Origin of the sequence: Xanthomonas vesicatoria ATCC 35937 (genome assembly GCF_001908725.1) — a bacterium.
GTDB lineage: Bacteria > Pseudomonadota > Gammaproteobacteria > Xanthomonadales > Xanthomonadaceae > Xanthomonas > Xanthomonas vesicatoria.
In genome coordinates, this window is the sequence record NZ_CP018725.1 from 781039 (window position 1) to 802358 (window position 21320).

Sequence of the window (21320 nt, forward strand, 5' to 3'; positions counted from 1 at the left end):
GATGTCTTCCAGCGTGTCCGAGGCCGGCGTGACGCCGCCGCGTTATCCCGACTACCGCATCATTTCGCTGATCCTGGCGTGCGCCATTTTCATGGAGCAGATGGACGCCACGGTGCTGGCAACCGCACTGCCAACGCTGGCGCGCGACTTCGGTGTGGCCGCGCCGGCCATGAGCATCGCCATGACCAGCTATCTGCTGGCACTGGCGGTGCTGATCCCGGCCAGCGGCGCGATCGCCGACCGCTTCGGCCTGCGCCGCGTGTTCGGCGCTTCGATCTGGGTCTTCGTGGGCGGCTCGATCCTGTGTTCGCTGGCAGACAGCCTGCCCACCATGGTGGCCGCACGCGTGCTGCAAGGCGCCGGCGGCGCGATGATGGCCCCGCTGGGACGGCTGATCCTGCTGCGCACCGTGGAGCGCCGCCATCTGGTGTCGGCGATGGCCTGGACGCTCGTCCCCGCCTTCATCGGCCCGATGCTGGGCCCGCCGCTAGGGGGCTTTTTCGTGTCGTATCTGGATTGGCGCTGGATCTTCTACATCAACGTACCGATCGGCATCGCCGGCTTTTTGCTGGTGCGCCGTTTCATCCCGGAAATTCCCACCGACACCGCACCGGCGCGTTTCGACCTGCGTGGCTTCGTGTTGTGCGGCATGGCGCTGGGCTGCTTGTTGTTCGGCCTGGAAATGGTCAGCCAGCAGGACGGCATCGGCATGGCCAGCTGGTTGCTGGCCATCGGCGCGGCCGCGTCCGTGGGATATCTGTGGCATGCCCGCCACCACCCTGCACCGCTGCTGGATCTGACCCTGCTGCGGATCGACTCGTTCCGTCTGTCGGTGATCGGGGGCGCACTGATGCGCATCACCCAGGGCGCGCAACCGTTCCTGTTGCCGTTGTTGTTCCAGATCGGCTTCGGCTTCAGCGCCGCGCACAGTGGGCGGCTGATTCTGGCCACCGCACTCGGCGCATTGCTGATGCGCAGCATCACTCCGCAATTGCTGCGCCGCTTCGGCTACCGCAACAGCCTGATCGGCAATGGCATCCTGGCCAGCCTGGGATACATGGTGTGCGCACTGTTCCGGCCAGACTGGCCGCCGGCGCTGATGTTCGGCCTGCTGCTGTGCTGCGGTGCCTTCATGTCGTTCCAGTTTGCCGCCTACAACACCATCGCCTATGAAAACGTGCCCAGCGCGCGCATGAGCCGCGCGAGCAGCCTGTACACCACCTTGCAGCAGCTGATGCTGTCGGTGGGTGTCTGCGCCGGCGCGATGATTCTCAAGCTGGCGATGCTGGCCGGCGATCACACCCAGCCCGCGCAACGCGATTTTTCGCTGGCGTTCTGCGTGGTCAGCCTGATTTCGCTCAGCGCCACCTGGTGGCATGTGCGCTTCGACAAGCACGCCGGGCAGGAAATGAGCGGACACCGCGCTTCGCGCGGCTGACCCACCTGTGGCGTGACCGGCGGGCGGGCACCGCCGTCAGCCGATATCGACAGAGACACCGCAGCTCCTGCACTTCATCAGCATTTACTGTCGCAGGTGCTGACCACAATGGGTTTGCAACGTGCCCCTGCGCTTCGATTTCATGACGTCACGCAACTTGCTGCAGTCATGCGGCGATCAATGCGCGTGGCGAGCACGAAGGATCTGCAGGACCACTCACGCATTACATGGCGTGTCAGGACGCGTGCTTTTCTCGCCGCGCGGCTTGACCGGCGCAATCGCGCAAGGTGCGCATGCACCTGTGCCCGCTAGTTGGACGGTTGCAACGACGACAGGATCTGGTCGCGACATACCGCAATGATTTCGTCTGCCAGTGGCGAATCGTTCGGGCAGGAGCGCGACAGCACGATGGCGCCGATCGCATGCGCCATCATGTCCAGGTTGCTGGTGCGCTCCTGTGCCGCCTCGGCAGTGCCGGGCGCGGCGCCGCTACGGTCGAGCGCAGCCAGCAGGTTTTCGACCCCGACAGCAAACGCTTCGCGCACTTCCTGCGGCTGACGCGCAGCGTCGGCGCCCAGCGCAGCCATCGTGCAACCGGTGGCGGGGTTGTCGCGATGCCCGCGCGACAGATAGAAGTTCACGAAATCCGTCTTGTTCGCGTGCTCGGTCTGTGCCGCGACGTTGGCCAGCCCGCAGGCAGCCGATTCGGCCATCAGATCCGCCTTGGAGCGGAACTGCTTGTAGAAGCCACCGTGGGTGAACCCTGCCGCAGCCATCAGATCGGCGATGCCGATCCCTTCATAACCGCGTTCGCGAAACAACACCCCGGCCGTCTCGACGACGTGCGCGCGGTTTGCCTGCGCTTGTGCCTTGGTCACTTTCATCGTTGGGACCCTCCGTGGGTGCGGGACGTTGTAGAACGCCAGCATACTTTGATGTTGCACATCATCAAAGCATTGACATTTTAGATTTTGGTCATAATCATTAAGGTGCCCTGCGAGCAACGCCATTGCTCGCTCCGCTTCGACCCCACGCTCTGGGCATCTGCCCCGACCAACCGCAAGGAACTTCCATGACAACCCTCCCCGCTGTCCTCATCACTGGCGCCTCCACCGGTATCGGCGCCGTCTACGCCGAACGCTTCGCCCAACGCGGCCATAACCTGGTGCTTGTCGCGCGCGACAAGACACGCCTGGACGCCCTGGCCGCGCGCCTGCACGACAGCCACCAGGTCACCGTCGATGCGCTGCAGGCCGACCTGACCCAGCCTGCCGACCTCAGCAAGGTCGAAGCGCGCCTGCGCGACGACGCGCAGATCGGCATCCTGGTCAACAATGCCGGCATCGCGCAATCCGGCGGCCTCGTGCAACAAAACGCCGAGGGGATCGATCGCCTGATCGCGCTCAACATCACCGCGTTGACGCGCCTTTGTGCCGCCGTCGCACCACGCTTTGCGCAATCCGGCAGCGGCGCCATCGTCAATCTCGGCTCGGTCGTTGGGCTGGCTCCGGAATTCGGCATGACTGCGTATGGCGCAACCAAGGCGTTCGTTCTGTTCCTGTCGCAGGGGCTGCACGTGGAGCTTGGCGCCAAGGGCGTGTACGTGCAGGCCGTCCTGCCGGCCGGCACGCGCACCGAAATCTGGGAGCGCGCCGGTATCGACATCAACACGCTGAGCGATCTGATGGACGTTGGCGAATTGGTCGATGCCGCGCTGATCGGCTTCGATCGCCGCGAGCTGGTGACGATTCCGCCGTTGCATGCAGCCGAGCGCTGGGATGCACTGGATGGCGCACGTCAGGGCTTGCTGTCGGACATCCGGCAGGCGAACGCCGCGGAGCGCTATCGACCGGCGGCCTGAGCGGCATTCACTCAGCGCCGGTCTGAGTGGCGAAGGCTGCCGGGCCTGCGCTGATCTGCCGTGCACTCTGACTGCTGCAGGACTCAAGAAACCGCAGCAGTCTGGACGCCATCACGCAAAAGGCCGCCCGAGGGCGGCCTTTTGCGTGACAGACAACAACGGTCATCACCGATGACGGGCAACGTGACAGCGGCGCGTGCCCCGCTGTCACGCCACGGCACGCGCCTACAGCCCGTGCGCAGCCAGCTGACCCAGCCGCTGCACCGCAACCGACACGGTCGGGTAATCGAGCGTCTTCTGCTCGGCCACGTCGGCGAGCATGGCCAGGGTGAAGCGCAGGCTGGAATCGTCGCGCGCCAGCCAGTTGGCCACCTTGTCCTCGGCACTGCTGCCGGGCATGGTCAGCACCTGGCCCACCAGTGCACGCTGGTGCGCGGCCAGTTCGTCGCGCAGCACGCCACGCGCCACCGCATGCCAGCGGCCGTTGACCTCCAGCGCGTCGATCTGCTCGAACAACCACGGCAGCCGCAGCGCATCGCCCAGGCGGAAATGCACCTTGGATACTTCCACCGGCTTGAGCTTGCGGGTGCGCGCGGTTTCGATGATGTCGAACGCAGGTTCCAGATAGCGCAACTCGGACAGCTGCTGCGCCAGTGCCGGCGGCAGGCCCTTGTCCTGCCAATCCTGCACGCTGGCTTCGTACAGCGGTCGCTGGGTGTCGGACAACACGCCCGATGCCACGCGGATATCGTTGAACGGGCCGTGGTAACGCTCTACTGCCGCCGTGATGCCCGGCATCTGGCCCGGACGCAGCAACAGCCAGCGCACGAACGAGCGTTGCAGGCGCCAGATCACTTCCAGTGCATCGATCTGCACCGGCTCGGGCACCTTGCCGTCCAGCGCGTCGATCTGCGTCCACAGCGCGCGCGCATCCAGCGTTTCGCGGCTGATGGTGTAGGCCTTGGCGACCTCGCCGATGCTGCGGCCGGTGTCTTCCTGCATGCGCATCAGGAAGGTGGCGCCCATGCGGTTGATGGTGGTGTTGGTCACCGCGGTGGCGATGATTTCGCGCTTGAGGCGATGGCGCTCCATCGCATCGGCGTATTTTTTCTGCAGCGGCTGCGGGAAGTAGCGCTGCAATTCCTTGGACAGGTACGGGTCTTCCGGAATATCCGATTCCAGCAACTGCTGGAACGCCACCAGCTTGGAATACGACAACAGCACCGACAGTTCCGGCCGGGTCAGCCCCTGCCCGCGCGCCTTGCGTGCGGAGAGTTCGGCATCGGACGGCAGGAACTCGATCTGGCGATCGAGCAGGCCCTGCAATTCCAGCGTACGAATGAAGTGCTGCTTGGAGCCCAGGCGCTTGACGCTCATGCGCTCCATCAAGCTGATGGCCTGGTTCTGGCGATAGTTGTCCCACAGCACCAGGTCGGCCACTTCGTCGGTCATCGACGCCAGCAGCGTGTTGCGCGCGTCGTAGGTGAGCTTCTTGGCCTGCACCATGTCGTTGAGCAGGATCTTGATGTTCACCTCGTGATCGGAGGTGTCCACGCCGGCCGAGTTGTCGATGAAGTCGGTGTTGAGCAGCACGCCGGTCTGCGCGGCTTCGATGCGGCCGAGCTGGGTCAGCCCCAGGTTGCCGCCCTCGCCCACCACCTTGCAGCGCAGTTCGCCGCCATTGACGCGCAGGCCGTTGTTGGCGCGGTCGCCCACGTCGGCATGCGATTCGCTGGACGCCTTGACGTAGGTGCCGATGCCGCCATTCCAGAACAGGTCCACCGGCGCCTTGAGGATGGCGTTCATCAGCTCGTTGGGCGAGAGCTGCTTGACGTTGGGCTCCAGGCCCAGCGCCTCGCGCACCGGCGCGCTGATGTCGATCGACTTGAGCGTGCGCGGATAGATACCGCCGCCAGCGCTGATCAGCGTGGCGTCGTAATCGGCCCAACTGGAGCGCGGCAGCTTGAACAAGCGATCGCGCTCGGCAAAGGAGACCGCTGCATCCGGATTCGGGTCCAGGAAGATGTGGCGGTGGTCGAATGCCGCCAGCAGGCGGATATGCCGTGAGAGCAGCATGCCGTTGCCGAACACGTCGCCGGACATGTCGCCGATGCCGACCACGCTGAAATCCTGGCTCTGGCAATCGCGATCCATCGCACGGAAGTGGCGCTTGACCGATTCCCACGCGCCGCGCGCAGTGATGCCCATGCCCTTGTGGTCGTAACCGACCGAGCCGCCGGAGGCGAACGCATCGCCCAGCCAGAAGCCATGGTCCAGCGCCAGGCCATTGGCGATATCGGAGAAGGTGGCAGTGCCCTTGTCGGCTGCAACGACCAGATACGGGTCGTCCTGGTCGTGACGCACCACCTGCGGCGGCGGCACGATCTTGCCGCCGACGATATTGTCGGTAATGTCGAGCAGGCCCTGGATAAACAGCTTGTAGCAGGCGATGCCTTCAGCCTGGATCGCGTCACGGTCGCCGCCCACCGGCGAGCGCTTGACGTAGAAACCGCCCTTGGCGCCGACCGGCACGATGACAGTGTTCTTCACCATCTGCGCCTTGACCAGCCCCAGCACCTCGGTGCGGAAATCCTCGCGGCGGTCCGACCAGCGCAGGCCGCCACGGGCCACCGCGCCAAAGCGCAGGTGCACGCCTTCCACACGCGGGCCGTAGACGAAGATCTCGCGATACGGGCGCGGCTTGGGCAGGTCCGGCACCAGCGCAGAATCCAGCTTGAAGCTGATGCAATGGCCGTGCTTGCCCTGTTTATCGGTCTGGTAGTAGTTGGTGCGCAAGGTTGCATCGATCACGTCGATGAAGCTGCGCAGGATGCGGTCTTCGTCCAGGCTGGACACGCGGTCCATCAGCTTGAGCAGGGTGGCGCGGGTGGACTCCTGTTGCGCAGCACGATCGCCACCGCGCGCCTCCAGGACCGGCTCCAGCGCCTTGAGCGTGGCCTCATCGCCACCTGCCAGCGCGGAGAGCTCTTCGCGCAGACGCTCCTGCCCGGCAAAGATCTGCGCCTTGGTTTCGCTGCCCGTGGACGGATCGAAGCGCGCTTCGAACAGCTCCACCAGCAAACGTGCCAGCAACGGATAACGGGTGAAGGTCGCTTCGACGTAGGCCTGCGAGAACGGCACTGCCGTCTGCAGCAGGTACTTGCAGTAACCGCGCAGCAGCGCGACCTGACGCCAGTGCAGGCCGGCGGCCAGGATCAGGCGGTTGAAACCGTCGTTCTCGGCATCGCCATTCCAGATCCGCTCGAACGCTTCGCCGAAGCTGGCATCGGCGCTGGCTGCGTTGATCTTGCCGGCGGTGGATTCGACCTCGAAATCCTGGATATAGACAGGCGTTTCGCCGACCTGCAGCCGATACGGCCGCTCGGAGATCACGCGCAGGCCCATGTTTTCCATCATCGGCATCGCATCGGACAACGGAATATCGTCGAGCTGGCGGTACAGCTTCAGACGCAGCCCTTCGCCGGCGTCTTGCACGCCAGCGTCGCGACGGACCTCCTGCAGGCTCAGATGCAGATCGTCCGGGCCATCCAGGGTTGCCAGATGTTCGACGTCCGACACCGCCGATTCGATCGACGACTCTTCGATGTAACCAGCCGGCAGCGCGCGGCCAAAATTGGCCGCCATGCGCAAGCCGTTGGCCTCGCCGTGACGGGCAACCAGCGCTTCGCGCAGGGCATCGCGCCAGTTGCGCAACAGATGCGCCAGCCGCGATTCCAGTTCGGTGGTGTTGAACTCCAGCGCTTCGCCGCTCTTGGGCCGTACGATCAGATGCAGCTGTGCCAGCGGCGACTCACCCAGCACCACCGACGAGTCGATGTATTCGCCATGCAAGGCGTCTTTGAGCAGCGCCTCGATGCGCAAGCGCACATCGGTGTTGAAGCGCTCGCGCGGGATGTACACCAACGCGGAAATGAAGCGGCTGTACTTGTCGCGGCGCAGAAACATGCGGCTACGCACGCGTTCCTGCAAGCCCAGGATGCCGATCGCGGTGCGATACAGCTCTTCTTCGTTTGACTGGAACAGCTCTTCGCGCGGAAGTGTCTCGAGAATATGCCGCAACGCCTTGCCGCTATGGCTGCTCGGGGTCAGCCCGGACTTGCTCATCACGTATTCGTGGCGCTGACGCACCAGCGGGATTTCCCACGGGCGGCGGTTGTAGGCGCTGGAGGTAAACAGGCCGAGAAAGCGCTGCTCGCCGACGATGCGGCCCTTGGCGTCGAATTCCAGGATGCCGATGTAATCCATATAGCCAACCCGGTGCACGCGCGAACGTGCATTGGTCTTGGTCAGGATCAACGCGTCCTTGAGCTTGGACGAGGCATTCAGGCCATGCGCCGCCAGCGTGGTCACCGGCCGCGCCGGCGAGGTGTCGTGGCCGCGCATCAGGCCCAGACCGGTCTCTTCCACCGGTGCCAGTACTTCCTGGCCGTCCTGCTTCTCCACGCGGTATTCGCGGTAGCCGAAGAAGGTGAAATGGTCGGCAGCGGCCCAGCGCAGGAACTCCTGCGCTTCGTGGCGGCTGATGTCGTCGATCGGCAGGCGGCGGGTGGCCAGGTCGTCGGCAAGCATCACCATCTTTTCGCGCATCGAGGCCCAGTCGTGCACGATGGCGCGTACTTCGCCCAGCACCTTGCGCACCGCCGCTTCCACCTTGGCCATTTCATCGGCCGGCTGGCGATCGATCTCCAGCACCATCAACGACTCGCTCTTGCCCTCGCCCACCGCGGTCAGCTTGCCGGCCTTGTCGCGCGCGATGCGCAGCACCGGGTGGCCGAGCACATGCACGCCGATGCCCAGGTCCGACAAGGTCATGCTCACCGAATCCACCAAAAACGGCATGTCGTCGTTGACGATCTGCAGCAGCGTGTGCGGCGACTCGTAGCCGTGGCTCTTCAAGGTGGGGTTGAACACCCGCACATTGACCGTGCCGGCCTTGCGCACGCGCGCAAATTCCAGCATGTCGGCCGCCAGCGCCGCCCATTGTTCGGGCGGATGGTTCGGGAACTCGTCCTCTTCCATGCGCCGATAGAAGTCGGCGGCGAACGCCTGTCCTTCTGCCTGGCGGGCGGCCGGATAGCGCTTGCGCAAGGCGGCAAACACCGGCTCGAGGGTCACCGCCTGCGGTTCGGTGGCAAGCACGGGGACGGCACGTTCGGCGACCGGTCTGACCGACGTCGTGGACGATTTCGAAGCGGCTTTCTTGGCTGTCATGAGAGAGCTGGGATGCTCGGTGGAAAACCTGAATTGTACCGATGCGCCGTGAGAACGCCTTGCTGCATAGCGCAAATGCATGGCGCGCAACAGGCGCCGCAGTGGCCCCAAAACGCTTTGGCTCTGTAGTTTTCTCAGCCAGGCCTGGCCAATGGCAGCTGGACCGCCAGATCCGGCAAAGTCCGGCCCAATGCCTGGCACACAAGGCATTGCGCAGGCCAAACTGCGATCGTCAAGGCTGTTTAAAAACTAAACTGGACGGTATAGTCTACCGCCATGACCTCTCGTTCCCCCCGTGCTGCCCGGCGTTCGGACTGCGATCGCCGCATCCATGCTGCCGTGCATACTTTGCTTGCCGAGCGCGGTATGCGGCTGAGCATGGACGCGGTGGCGGAGCGTGCCGGCTGTTCCAAACAGACGCTCTACAGCTATTACGGTTGTAAAGAGAATCTGCTGCGCGATGTCCTTCAGGACCATGTGCATCTGGCCACGGTGCCGCTGGGTGCGGTATCCGGCGATCTGCGCGAGGATCTGCTGGCCTTCGCGCTGGCCCATCTTGACCGCCTCAACAGCCCGGATGTGTTACAGACCTGTCGTTTGGTGGAGGCCGAGTCGCACCGGTTCCCCGATCAGTCCCAGCAGATCTTCCATGAGGGCGTCGTCGGTATGCAGCAGCGCCTGGCGCATCGCTTCGAGCAGGCGATGACCGCCGGCCAGCTGCGCCATGACGATCCGCACTTCATGGCCGAGCTGCTGCTCAGCATGATCGTCGGGCTGGATTTCGATCGCCAACGCTTCCAGGTGCCCCATCGCGCCGGCCTTGCCGCCCGGCAGCAGTGGGCGCAGTTCGCCGTCGATACCTTTTTGCGGGCGTTTGCCGTGGCCAACGCCACGCCTGCGCTGGCCCCGCTTTCTCTTCTCACTTCAAGACCCTAACGGAGTTCCTCCTGATGATTGCCCCGCTCCGCACCTTCGGCCTGGCCTTGGCCATCACCGTGGCGCTCGCTGCCTGCAGCAAGCCCGAACAACAGCAGGCGCCACCGCCGCCGGAAGTGTCGGTGCTGGAAATGAAGCCGCAGACGCTGCCCCTGGAGCGCGACCTGGTGGGTCGCCTGTCGGCGTTTCGCTCGGCCGACGTGCGCGCCCGCGTGGACGGCGTGCTGCTCAAGCGCCTGTACACCGAGGGCACCGACGTCAAGGAAGGCCAGCCGCTGTTCGAGATCGACCCGATGCCGCTGCGCGCCTCGCTGTTGCAGGCACAGGGCCAGCTGGCGGCCGCCGAGGCCACCTATGCCAACGCCCAGATCGCCGCCAAGCGCGCGCGCAGCCTGGCGCCGCAGCAATACGTCTCGCGCGCGGACATCGATAACGCCGAAGCCACCGAGCGCTCCTCCGGCGCCAGCGTGCAACAGGCGCGCGGCACGGTACAGGCTGCCAAGATCCAGCTCAGCTTCGCCAGCGTCACCTCGCCGATCACCGGCCGCGCCGGCATCCAGCGGGTGACCGAAGGCGCGTTGGTCGGCGCCGGCGAAGCCACCCTGCTGACCACGGTCGACCAGATCGACCCGCTGTACGTCAACTTTGCGATGAGCAGCGAAGAACTCGCCGCGCTGCGCCAGGCGCAGAGCAGCGGCAACGTGCAGCTCAGCGGCGACGGCAAGTCCACCATCAACGTGGAACTGGGCAACGGCACCATGTACCCGCACCCCGGCACGCTGGACGTGTCGGCGGTGACGGTGGACCCGAGCACCGGCGCGGTGTCGCTGCGCGCAACCCTGCCCAACCCGGAACTGTCGCTGCTGCCAGGTGCGTTTGTGACCTTCAAGGCCAGCCTGGGCCAGCGCAACAATGCCTACCTGCTGCCGCAGCAGGCACTGCAGCGCGATGCCATGGGCGCCTATGCGCTGGTGCTCGGCAAGGACGGCAAGGTGGTGCGCAAGAACCTCACTGTCGACGGCCAGCAGAAGGGCCAGTGGATCGTGACCGGCGGCGTGACCCCGGGCGATCAGGTCATCGTCGACGGCGTGCAGAAGGCCAAGGAAGGTCAGCCCGCCAAGGGCGTGCCGTGGGATCCGAACAAGCCGGCCGCCGGTGGCCAGCCCGGTGCACCTGGCGCGGCGCCTGCTGCCGGCCAGGCCGGCGATGCCAAGGCCGCACCGGCCGCCAACGCGGCTGATGCCGCGGCCCCGGCGGCGCAGGAGCAGCCCAAGCAGGATGCGGCGGCGCAGCCGGCCGACTCCCAGTCCAAGCAGCAGTGACGGAACCCGCACATGCCTAAGTTTTTTATCGAACACCCGATCTTTGCCTGGGTGGTGGCGATCCTGATCTCGCTTGCGGGCGTGATCTCGATCCTGAATCTGGGTATCGAGTCGTACCCCACGATCGCCCCGCCGCAGGTCACCGTCACCGCCAACTTCCCCGGTGCCAGCGCCGATACCGCCGAAAAGGCGGTGACGCAGGTCATCGAGCAGCAGCTCACCGGTATCGACCACCTGCTGTATTTCAACTCGTCGTCGGCCTCCAACGGCCGCGTCACCATCACGCTGACCTTCGAAACCGGCACCGACGCGGATATCGCGCAGGTGCAGGTGCAGAACAAGGTGTCGTTGGCCACGCCACGCCTGCCGTCCGAAGTCACCCAGCAGGGTGTGGTGGTGGCCAAGGCCAACGCCGGCTTCCTGATGGTGGCCGCATTGCGCTCGGACAACCCGTCGATCGACCGCGATGCGCTCAACGACATCGTCGGTTCGCGCGTGCTCGAACAGATTTCGCGCGTTCCCGGCGTCGGCAGCACCAACCAGTTCGGCGCCGAGTACGCGATGAATATCTGGTTGAACCCGGAGAAGCTGCAGGGTTACAACCTGTCGGCCACCCAGGTGCTGACCGCGGTGCGTAATCAGAACGTGCAGTTCGCGGCCGGTTCGGTCGGTGCCGACCCAACGCCGCAAGGCATCAGCTTCACCGCCACGGTGTCGGCGGAAGGGCGTTTTAGCTCGCCGGGAGAGTTTGAGAACATCATCCTGCGTACCGACAACAATGGTGCGACGGTGCGCCTGAAGGACGTCGCGCGTGTCTCGGTGGGCCCGAGCAACTACGGCTTCGATACCCAGTACAACGGCAAGCCTACCGGTGCCTTCGGTATCCAGTTGCTGCCGGGCGCCAACGCATTGAACGTGTCCGAGGCGGTCGGCGCCAAGCTCGACGAGCTGCAGCCCACCTTCCCGCAGGGCGTGACCTGGTTTGCGCCGTACGAGTCGACCACCTTCGTGCGCATCTCCATCGAGGAAGTGGTGCACACGCTGGTGGAAGCCATCGTGCTGGTGTTCCTGGTGATGCTGCTGTTCCTGCAGAACTTCCGCGCTACAGTCATCCCGACACTGGTGATCCCGGTGGCGTTGCTGGGCACGTTCTTCGGCATGTATGCCATCGGCTTCACCATCAACCAGCTGACGCTGTTTGCGATGGTGCTGGCGATCGGCATCGTGGTGGACGACGCGATCGTGGTGATCGAGAACGTCGAACGCATCATGAGCGAGGAACATCTGGAGCCAAAGGCGGCCACGCAAAAGGCAATGACCCAGATCACCGGCGCGGTGGTGGCCATCACCGTGGTGCTGGCGGCAGTGTTCATCCCCTCCTCGCTGCAGCCCGGCGCCTCCGGTGCGATCTACAAGCAGTTCGCGCTGACCATCGCCATGTCGATGGGCTTCTCCGCGTTCCTGGCGCTGACCTTCACGCCGGCGTTGTGCGCCAGCTTCCTCAAGGCCACCCATTCGGACAAGAAGAACTGGGTCTATCGCACGTTCGACAAGTACTACGACAAGCTGGCGCATCGCTATGTCGGCGTGGTGGGCCACACGCTGAAGCGCTCGCCACCGTGGATGATCGTGTTCGTGGTGCTGGTGGTGCTGTGCGGCTTCCTGTTCACACGCATGCCGGGCAGCTTCCTGCCGGAAGAGGACCAGGGCTTTGCAGTGGCCATCGTGCAGCTGCCGCCGGGTGCTACCAAGATCCGTACCAACGAAGCGTTTGCGCAGATGCGTGCGGTGCTGGAAAAACAGCCCGCTGTGGAAGGCATGCTGCAGATTGCCGGTTTCAGCTTCCTGGGCTCGGGCGAAAACGTCGGTATGGGCTTCATTCGGCTCAAGCCGTGGGAAGAGCGTGACGTCACGGCCGAGCAGTTGATCCAGCAACTCAACGGTGCCTTCTACGGCATCAAGGGTGCGCAGATCTTCGTGGTCAACCTGCCCACCGTGCAGGGCCTTGGCCAGTTCGGCGGCTTCGACATGTGGCTGCAGGACCGCTCCGGCGCAGGCCAGGAAGCATTGACCCAGGCGCGTAACATCGTGCTCGGCAAGGCGGCGCAGAAAGCCGACACCATGGTGGGCGTGCGCCCGAACGGCCTGGAAAACTCGCCGCAGCTGCAGTTGCATGTGGACCGCGTGCAGGCGCAGTCGATGGGTCTGGAAGTCAGCGACATCTACAGCTCGATCCAGCTGATGCTGGCACCGGTGTACGTCAACGACTATTTCTCCGAAGGCCGCATCAAGCGCGTCAACATCCGTGCCGACGATCAGTTCCGTACCGGCCCGGAATCGTTGCGTAACTTCTTCACTCCCAGCAGCACCGCCACCGGTGCCGACGGGCAGCCCGGCATGATTCCGCTGAGCAATGTGGTCAAGGCCGAATGGACCTACGCCTCGCCGGCGCTGAATCGCTACAACGGCTATTCGGCGGTGAACATCGTCGGCAACCCTGCCCCGGGCGGTAGCTCCGGCCAGGCGATGACGGCGATGGAAGAGATCGTCAACAACGACCTGCCGCCGGGCTTCGGTTTCGACTGGAGCGGCATGTCCTACCAGGAAATCATCGCCGGCAACGCGGCCACGCTGCTGCTCGCGCTGTCGGTGGTGGTGGTATTCCTGTGCCTGGCTGCACTCTACGAGAGCTGGTCGATTCCGGTGGCGGTGCTGATGGTGGTGCCGATCGGCGTGCTGGGCGCGATCACCTTCTCCATGCTGCGCGGCCTGCCGAACGATCTGTACTTCAAGATCGGCATGATCACCGTCATTGGTCTGGCGGCGAAGAACGCGATCCTGATCGTGGAGTTCGCGGTGGAGCAGCGGGCGGCGGGCAAGACCCTGCGCGAGGCGACACTGGAAGCGGCGCACCTGCGTTTCCGCCCGATCCTGATGACCTCGTTCGCCTTCATCCTGGGCGTGCTGCCGCTGGCCATCTCCACCGGTGCCGGCGCCAACTCGCGTCACTCCATCGGTACCGGGGTGATCGGCGGCATGGTGTTCGCCACCGTGCTCGGCGTGATCTTCATCCCGCTGTTCTTCGTGGTGGTGCGCCGCATGCTGGGCGACAAGCTGGACGAGCAGTCCAAGGAATACCTGGTCGCACAGAACGACTCGGGCACGCATCGTCCGGATCGTTGAGTCGGGCGTTCATTGCAAACCGAAAGCCCCGGCACTGCCGGGGCTTTTTTGTGCTTTGACCTGAGAGTTTGACTGCATCCGAACCAAGCGACGGCTCGAAGCGGCTTTCTCCAATAGCGCGCGGATGGGCCAGAAGGAAAGTCCCTAATCGGCGGCGTCGTTGCAGGGCCCTTGCCCGCCTACCATCGCGGGACACGCTGCAAGTACGTCCTTGTAAGCTCTTACGCGGCATCCATGCCGCGTAAGGTCCCGCGACGGTAGACGGGCAAGGACCAGTCACGATGGTCGGTGCGCAGAGCGTTCACTAAAACAGCCAGCAAACTGTCTGGCGCGGTGCCCTCGCCGGTTGCGGGACCGTTGGCGGCATGGATGCCGCCATCGAGCCCCCATGGATGGGTTCACGGCGTGTCCCGCAAGCGGTGAGGGCGCCGCGCTCCCGACTAATTCAGGCTAAGTAGGCAAGGACCAGTCACGATGGTTGGTGCGCAGAGCTTTCAATAAAACAGCCAGCAAACTGTCCGGTGCGGTGCTCTCGCCGCTTGCGAGACCGTTGGCGGCATGGATGCCGCCATCGAGCCCCCATGGATGGGTTCACGGCGTGTCCCGCAAAAGGACCAGTCACGATGGTTGGTGCGCAGAGCTTTCAATAAAACAGCCAGCAAACTGTCTAACGCGGTGCCCTCGCCGGTTGCGGGACCGTTGGCGGCATGGATGCCGCCATCGAGCCCCCATGGATGGGTTCACGCAAGCGGTGAGGACACCGCGCGCTCGCCGAGGCATACGTTTGACTTCGAGCGGTAACAGCATGCCGCGCTCACGACGAGCCAGGCGTTTTGACCGGCGCTGAGCGCGCTACTCAGCTGCAGTCAGATGCCCGGTGTGCGTGTTCCAGTCGACCCTCGCACCACGCACCGCCCGGTCATGACCATGCGGCGGATCGGCAGCTGCGGGTTGCCCAGGCGTTCCAGCAGCAGCGACATCGCCGCGCGGCCCATGTCTTCCACCGGCTGTTCGACGACGGTGATGCCCGGTTCGACCAGATCGGTCCAGCGTTCGTTGTCGAAGCCGGCCAGCGCCAGGTCCTGCGGCAGGCGCAGGCCGGCGGTACGTGCAGCTTTCAGTGCGCCCATCAGCAGCAGGCTGTTACTGGTGACGATAGCTTCCGGGCGAGCCTTGCTGGCCAGCCAATCGCCCAGTTCGGCGATCGCCGCTTCGGCCGTCGGCGCCACTTCGCGGTAATCCGGCTCCAGCCCCTGCGCACGCATCGCGGCAAGGTAGCCATCACGGCGCTCGGCCGCAGTGGTGCTGGTGCTGCCGAACAGCCCGCCGATGCGCCGATACCCCTGTGCCTGCAGATGCGCGACCAGTTCGCCCATCGCAGCGGCGTTGTCGAGTACCACGCTGTCGTAGCGGCTGCCAGGGCCCGCGCGGTCCACCAGCACGGTGGGGTAATCCAACGCCAGTTCGTGCATGCGCCCGACCGTCACCCGGGTCGGCGCGAAGATCAGCCCGGTGATGCGTTCTTCCTGCATCAACTCCAGATACAGCGCCTCACGCTCGGGGTCTTCATCGGTATTGCACAGGGTGACGCGCATACCGGGCCGGTGCCCAGCGCGCGCGAGACCGTGGACTTGGACACACCGGCCACCCGGGCCACGTCATTGATGCTGATACTCACTGGGATCGTTCCCGCTCCGTTTGCGCACCTGACCCAGGCGCCCTAGCCGTTCCGATGCTAACCCGAAAGCACTACAAGGATTTTGTGCACTGCACATTGACCTGGATCGTGGGAACGTTCCCACTATACTTCCCAGCCTGATCCCCCAATCGGAGCCCGCCTTGTCTTCTCCGTCGCCCGCCCCCGTCACTCCCGAGCTCATCCGTCTGCGTGCGCAGGCCCGCGACAAGGACGATGCCATCGCCCAGGCTGCTCAATTGCTGGTCGCCGCCGGCTGCGTAGCGCCCGGTTACGACGCCAGCATGCGACGCCGCGAAGGCCTGGCAAACACCTTCCTGGGCCATGGCTTGGCGATCCCGCACGGCGTGGGCGAGGACCGCCACCTGGTGCGCCGCGACGGCATTGCGGTGCTGCAGCTGCCCGAAGGCGTGGAGTGGAACCCCGGCCAGATCACCCGACTGGTGGTGGGCATCGCTGCCCAGTCCGACACCCATATCACCCTGCTACGCCGGCTGACCCGGTTGATCCAGGACCCGGCGCAGCTGGAAGCGCTGTTCACCACCGACGACCCCGGCGTGATCGTGGCCGCGCTCACCGGCGACCGCGCCCCCGACAGCAGCGCCGTGCCGGCCACCGATCTGGCCGAGCGCTTCGAGTGGACCATCGCCTACCCCAGCGGCCTGCACGCGCGCCCGGCCACCCGCTGGGCCGAAACCGCGCGCGGCTTCAGCGCCCGCGCCCAGGTGCGCGCTGGCGACCAGGCCGCCGATGCCAAGAGCCTGGTCGGCCTGCTGCAACTCGGCCTGCGCGCCGGCGACAGCATCACCGTCTCGGCCGAAGGCGGCGATGCCGCCGCCTTGCTCAAGCGCCTGCGCGCGGTGATGGACAGCCTGACCGCACAGGAAAAGGCTGATGCCGAACGTGCCGCGCAACGCCGCGCCGCCCCGGTGGTCGGCTGGACCCCGCCGCAGGCGCAGCCGGCCATCGTCGGCATCGGCGCCAGCCCGGGCGTGGCGATCGGCATCGTGCACCGCCTGCGCGCGGCGCAGACCGAGGTGGCCGATCAACCGGTTGGCCTGGGCGATGGCGGCGCGCAGCTGCACGACGCATTGACCCGCACCCGCCAGCAGCTGGCGGCGATCCAGGACGATACCCAGCGCCGGCTCGGCGCCTCGGACGCGGCCATCTTCAAGGCCCAGGCCGAGCTGCTCAACGACACCGACCTGATCACCCGCACCTGCCAGCTGATGGTCGAAGGCCATGGCGTTGCATGGTCGTGGCATCAGGCGGTGGAACAGATCGCCTCCGGCCTGGCGGCGCTGGGCAACCCGGTGCTGGCCGGCCGCGCAGCCGACTTGCGCGACGTCGGCCGCCGTGTGCTGGCCCAGCTGGACCCGGCGGCGGCGAGCGCTGGCCTCACCGACCTGCCCGAGCAGCCCTGCATCCTGCTGGCCAGCGACCTGTCGCCGTCGGACACCGCCAACCTGGACACCGCGCGCGTGTTCGGCCTGGCCACCGCACAGGGCGGCCCGACCTCGCACACCGCGATCCTGTCGCGCACCCTGGGCCTGCCGGCTCTGGTCGCAGCCGGGGGCCAGTTGCTGGACATCGAAGATGGCGTCACCGCGATCATCGACGGCAGCAGCGGCCGGCTCTATCTCAACCCGTCCGAGCAGGATCTGGACGCCGCGCGCACCCATATCGCAGAACAACAGGCCATCCGCGAGCGCGAAGCCGCGCAGCGCGCCCTGCCCGCCGAGACCACCGACGGCCACCACATCGACATCGGCGCCAACGTCAACCTGCCCGATCAGGTGGCCATGGCGCTAACCCAAGGCGCCGAAGGCGTGGGCCTGATGCGTACCGAATTCCTGTTCCTGGAAAGCGGTAGCACGCCCAGCGAAGACGAGCAGTACCAAACCTACCTTGCGATGGCGCAGGCCCTGGATGGCCGCCCGCTGATCGTGCGCGCGCTGGACATCGGCGGCGACAAGCAGGTGGCGCACCTGGAACTGCCGCACGAAGAAAACCCGTTCCTGGGCGTGCGCGGCGCGCGCCTGCTGCTGCGTCGCCCGGACCTGCTGGAGCCGCAACTGCGTGCGCTGTACCGCGCTGCCAAGGACGGTGCGCGGCTGTCGATCATGTTCCCGATGATCACCTCGGTGCCGGAGCTAATCGCCTTGCGCGCCATCTGCGCGCGCATCCGCGCCGAGCTGGATGCGCCCGAAGTGCCGATCGGCATCATGATCGAAGTGCCCGCCGCCGCCGCGCAGGCCGACGTGCTTGCGCGCCATGCGGACTTCTTCTCGATCGGCACCAACGACCTCACCCAGTACGTGCTGGCGATCGACCGCCAGAACCCGGAACTGGCCGCCGAAGCCGATAGTCTGCACCCGGCGGTGCTGCGCATGATCCGCAGCACGATTGAAGGCGCGCGCAAGCACGACCGTTGGGTTGGCGTGTGCGGCGGTCTGGCCGGCGATGCGTTCGGCGCCAGCCTGCTGGCCGGCTTGGGCGTGCAGGAACTGTCGATGACACCCAACGACATCCCGGCGGTCAAGGCACGTCTGCGTGGCACCGCGCTCAGCGCGCTGCAGCAGCTGGCCGAGCAGGCGTTGAACTGCGAAACCGCCGAGCAAGTGCGCGCACTCGAAGTGCAGCGCGAGGACAGGGCATGAGCCTGCAGGCCATTACCATCACGCTGAATCCGGCGATCGACCAGACCATCCGGCTCGACAGCCTGCTGCCTGGCGCCGTGCATCGGGCCAGCAGCGTGCGTAACGACGCAGGCGGCAAGGGCATCAACGTCGCCGCCTGCCTGGCTGATTGGGGCAGCGATGTCGCCGCACTCGGCGTGCTCGGCGGCGGCAATGCCGGCGTGTTCGAAGCGCTGTTCCGCGAGCGCGGCATCGTCGACCACTGCCAGCGCGTGGCCGGCGAAACCCGCACCAATCTCAAGCTGGTGGAAGCGCGCAGCAACGACACCACCGACATCAACCTGCCCGGCCTGCAACTGACCAGCGCGCATCTGCAAGGCGTGGCCGATCAACTCGCCCCGCTGCTGCGCCCCGGCTTGCCGGTGGTGCTATCCGGCAGCCTGCCGGCCGGCCTGCCCGACGACAGCTGGGCGCAGCTGCAGGCGCAGGCCAGCGCGGCGGGCGCACGCGTGCTGCTCGACACCAGCGGCGCGCCGCTGGTGGCGGCATTGGGCGCTGCCCGCGAGGCCCTGCCTTACGCGGTCAAGCCGAATCGTCATGAACTGGAAGCCTGGACCGGCCGCCCGCTCACCGATCGGGCCGCACTCAGCGCCGCTGCGCACGAACTGCTCGCGCGCGGCATCCAGCTGGTGGTGATTTCGATGGGCACCGACGGCGCGTTGTTCGTGCAGCGCGACCAGCGCCTGATCGCGCGTCCGCCACGGCTGGCACAGGGCAGCAGCGTTGGCGCGGGCGATGCGATGGTGGCCGGCCTGGCCGCCGCGCTGCTGGATGCGCCCACCGATCTGGAGCAGTGCGCGCGGTTGGCCACGGCGTTTTCGATGTGCCGGCTGGAAAGCGGCGACGCGCGCAGGCTCAACGCCGACGGCGTGCGCCGTGCTGCGGCCGACGTCGTGATCGAGACGCTGTCGTGAGCGCCGCCTGGCACTTGCCGGCGACTGGCACGCCGGTCTTGGCGTGGCGTTCCGACTGCCGCCATCCCGGCATGCGTCATCCGCACGCCTAACACCCCAATTCCCCCGCCGGCCTTACCGGCGACCGCAATACAGCAGGAGTTTTCCCATGTCCTCTTCCATCGTGGTCATCGCCGCCGGCGAACGCAGTACCGAAGCCGTCCTGGCGGCCGAAGCGCTGCGCCGCGCGGCCACCGCCGCCGGGCGCAGCGTGACGATCGAAATCCGCAGCGACCAGGGCGTGCTCGGCGCACTGCCGACCGAGCTGACCAACGGCGCTGCGCAAGTGCTGATCGTCGGCGATGCCGATGCCGACACCGCGCGCTTCGGCGACGCGCAACTGCTGCATCTGAGCCTGGGCGCGTTGCTGGACGACCCGGCCGCCGCCGTCGGCCAGCTCGCTGCCACCACCGCACCCGCCAGCACATCGGTAGCGACCGCTGCGTCCGGCGCAGGCGGCAAGCGCATCATCGCGATCACCTCCTGCCCCACCGGCATCGCCCACACCTTCATGGCCGCCGAGGGCCTGCAGCAGGCCGCCAAGAAGCTGGGCTACCAGATGCGCGTGGAAACGCAGGGCTCGGTGGGCGCGCAGGACGCGCTGACCGACGAGGAAATCCGCGCCGCCGACGTGGTCATCATCGCTGCCGACCGCGAAGTGGACCTGGCCCGCTTCGGCGGCAAGCGGTTGTTCAAGAGCGGTACCAAGCCGGCGATCAACGACGGCCCGGCGCTGATCAACAAGGCGCTGGCCGAAGCCAGCGTGCACGGCGGCGCGACGCCGGCCTCGGGCACGGCCGCCAGCGCCACCGCGAGCAAGGCCAACGGCCGCACCGGCGCCTACAAGCATCTGATGACCGGCGTGTCGTTCATGCTGCCGTTCGTCACCGCCGGCGGCCTGTTGATCGCGCTGGCCTTCGCGCTCGGCGGCATCTATGCCGGCGACGATGCGCATCAGGGCACGCTGGCCTGGTCGCTGTTCCAGATCGGCGCCAAGGCCGGATTCACCCTGATGGTGCCCGCGCTGGCCGGTTACATCGCCTACTCCATCGCCGACCGCCCCGGCATCGCGCCCGGCATGATAGGCGGGTTGGTCGCGGCCAATCTCAATGCCGGTTTCCTCGGCGGGATCATTGCCGGCTTCATCGCCGGCTATGGCGTGGCCGCGCTCAACCGCTACATCAAACTGCCGCGCAACCTGGAAGGGCTCAAGCCGGTGCTGATCCTGCCGGTGCTGGGCACCCTGCTGGTCGGCCTGGCGATGATGTACGTGTTCGGCCAACCGGTGGCCGACCTGCTGGCCTGGCTCACCGCCTGGCTGCGCGGCATGCAGGGCAGCAGCGCACTGCTGCTGGGCCTGTTGCTCGGCGGCATGATGGCCTTCGACATGGGCGGGCCGGTCAACAAGGCCGCCTACGCGTTTTCCACCGGCCTGATCGCCAGCCAGGTCTACACCCCGATGGCCGCGGCCATGGTGGCCGGCATGACCCCGCCGCTGGGCATCGCGCTGGCCACCTGGGTGTTCCGCAATCGTTTCACCGTCGAAGAGCGCGGCTCGGCCACCGCCGCCGGCGTGCTCGGGTTGGCCTTCGTCACCGAAGGGGCGATCCCGTATGCCGCCCGCGACCCGCTGCGCACCATCCCGGCGCTGGTGGTCGGCTCGGCCGTGGCCGGCGCGATCTCGATGTCGGTCGGCGCCGAACTGAAGGCCCCACACGGCGGCATCTTCGTGCTGCTGATTCCCAATGCCGTCACCCACCTGGCGATGTATGTGCTGGCGCTGCTGGCCGGCGTGGCGGTCACCGCGATCGCCCTGCGCGTGCTCAAGAAGCCGGTGGTCGACGTCGTCGCCTGAGCCAACCTGCGGCGGCAGACATCTGCCGCCGCATCCGACGCGCCGGACGCGCGTCGCCCCTGATTGCCGTTACCGCCGCACCGCGCATTGATCGCGCGCCGCCAGCGGCTTGCCCATCCCCTTGCTGTCGCGTCCGCCATCTCGG

The 21320-nt window shown here is 66.3% G+C and carries 10 protein-coding genes and 1 pseudogene; 8 read left to right on the forward strand and 3 right to left on the reverse strand.

The window, feature by feature from the left end:
• Position 1 precedes the first annotated feature (1 nt).
• Positions 2-1438: a DHA2 family efflux MFS transporter permease subunit gene (locus BJD12_RS03435; RefSeq protein ID WP_005989814.1), complete on the forward strand. Its 1437-nt coding sequence runs from the start codon at positions 2-4 to the stop codon at positions 1436-1438.
• Positions 1439-1746: 308 nt separating this feature from the next.
• On the opposite strand, the gene BJD12_RS03440 is transcribed toward BJD12_RS03435, so the two are convergent.
• Positions 1747-2322 (reverse strand): TetR/AcrR family transcriptional regulator, encoded by a 576-nt coding sequence (locus tag BJD12_RS03440; RefSeq protein WP_005989816.1) that lies wholly within the window; start codon positions 2320-2322, stop codon positions 1747-1749.
• 188 nt (positions 2323-2510) lie between these two features.
• On the opposite strand from BJD12_RS03440, the gene BJD12_RS03445 reads away from it, so the two are divergent.
• Positions 2511-3299: an SDR family NAD(P)-dependent oxidoreductase gene (locus tag BJD12_RS03445; protein ID WP_005989818.1), complete on the forward strand. Its 789-nt coding sequence runs from the start codon at positions 2511-2513 to the stop codon at positions 3297-3299.
• Positions 3300-3524: 225 nt separating this feature from the next.
• Here the strand turns inward: BJD12_RS03445 and BJD12_RS03450 are convergent, their stop codons facing one another.
• Positions 3525-8531, reverse strand: a complete 5007-nt coding sequence (locus BJD12_RS03450; RefSeq protein WP_039424015.1) for an NAD-glutamate dehydrogenase — start codon at positions 8529-8531, stop codon at positions 3525-3527.
• 276 nt (positions 8532-8807) lie between these two features.
• Between BJD12_RS03450 and BJD12_RS03455 the strand changes: the two genes are divergently transcribed.
• Genes BJD12_RS03455 through BJD12_RS03465 form a run of 3 tightly spaced genes read left to right on the forward strand, consistent with a single transcriptional unit; the run spans position 8808 to position 13972 of the window.
• Entirely contained in the window at positions 8808-9467 is a 660-nt protein-coding gene (locus BJD12_RS03455) for a TetR/AcrR family transcriptional regulator (RefSeq protein WP_042827721.1), read from the forward strand.
• 14 nt (positions 9468-9481) lie between these two features.
• Positions 9482-10789, forward strand: a complete 1308-nt coding sequence (locus BJD12_RS03460) for an efflux RND transporter periplasmic adaptor subunit (protein ID WP_058563202.1) — start codon at positions 9482-9484, stop codon at positions 10787-10789.
• 12 nt (positions 10790-10801) lie between these two features.
• The gene (locus tag BJD12_RS03465; RefSeq protein WP_005997967.1) at positions 10802-13972 is read left to right on the forward strand and encodes a multidrug efflux RND transporter permease subunit; all 3171 of its coding nucleotides are present in this window, start codon (positions 10802-10804) and stop codon (positions 13970-13972) included.
• Between the two features lie 866 nt (positions 13973-14838).
• Here the strand turns inward: BJD12_RS03465 and BJD12_RS03475 are convergent.
• Positions 14839-15650, reverse strand: a pseudogene (locus tag BJD12_RS03475) (LacI family DNA-binding transcriptional regulator).
• 161 nt (positions 15651-15811) lie between these two features.
• Between BJD12_RS03475 and ptsP the strand changes: the two are divergent.
• The 3 genes from ptsP to BJD12_RS03490 all read left to right on the forward strand — a co-directional run bounded on the left by ptsP (position 15812) and on the right by BJD12_RS03490 (position 21175).
• Positions 15812-18328: a phosphoenolpyruvate--protein phosphotransferase gene (gene ptsP, locus BJD12_RS03480; protein ID WP_058564022.1), complete on the forward strand. Its 2517-nt coding sequence runs from the start codon at positions 15812-15814 to the stop codon at positions 18326-18328.
• Complete coding sequence (pfkB, locus tag BJD12_RS03485; RefSeq protein WP_005993429.1) at positions 18325-19281, forward strand: 1-phosphofructokinase; 957 nt, start codon at positions 18325-18327, stop codon at positions 19279-19281. The genes ptsP and pfkB overlap by 4 nt, the downstream gene beginning before the upstream one ends.
• A 148-nt stretch (positions 19282-19429) precedes the next feature.
• Positions 19430-21175 (forward strand): PTS fructose transporter subunit IIC, encoded by a 1746-nt coding sequence (locus BJD12_RS03490; protein WP_005993427.1) that lies wholly within the window; start codon positions 19430-19432, stop codon positions 21173-21175.
• Positions 21176-21320 lie beyond the last annotated feature (145 nt).

Excerpts from the sequence above, each read along its gene's own strand:
- BJD12_RS03450 (WP_039424015.1), bottom strand. The coding sequence starts at position 8,531 with ATGACAGCCAAGAAAGCCGCTTCGAAATCGTCCACGACGTCGGTCAGA.
- BJD12_RS03455 (WP_042827721.1), top strand. The coding sequence starts at position 8,808 with ATGACCTCTCGTTCCCCCCGTGCTGCCCGGCGTTCGGACTGCGATCGC.
- pfkB (WP_005993429.1), top strand. The coding sequence starts at position 18,325 with ATGAGCCTGCAGGCCATTACCATCACGCTGAATCCGGCGATCGACCAG.
- BJD12_RS03435 (WP_005989814.1), top strand. The coding sequence starts at position 2 with ATGTCTTCCAGCGTGTCCGAGGCCGGCGTGACGCCGCCGCGTTATCCC.
- BJD12_RS03460 (WP_058563202.1), top strand. The coding sequence starts at position 9,482 with ATGATTGCCCCGCTCCGCACCTTCGGCCTGGCCTTGGCCATCACCGTG.
- BJD12_RS03440 (WP_005989816.1), bottom strand. The coding sequence starts at position 2,322 with ATGAAAGTGACCAAGGCACAAGCGCAGGCAAACCGCGCGCACGTCGTC.
- BJD12_RS03445 (WP_005989818.1), top strand. The coding sequence starts at position 2,511 with ATGACAACCCTCCCCGCTGTCCTCATCACTGGCGCCTCCACCGGTATC.
- BJD12_RS03490 (WP_005993427.1), top strand. The coding sequence starts at position 19,430 with ATGTCCTCTTCCATCGTGGTCATCGCCGCCGGCGAACGCAGTACCGAA.
- BJD12_RS03465 (WP_005997967.1), top strand. The coding sequence starts at position 10,802 with ATGCCTAAGTTTTTTATCGAACACCCGATCTTTGCCTGGGTGGTGGCG.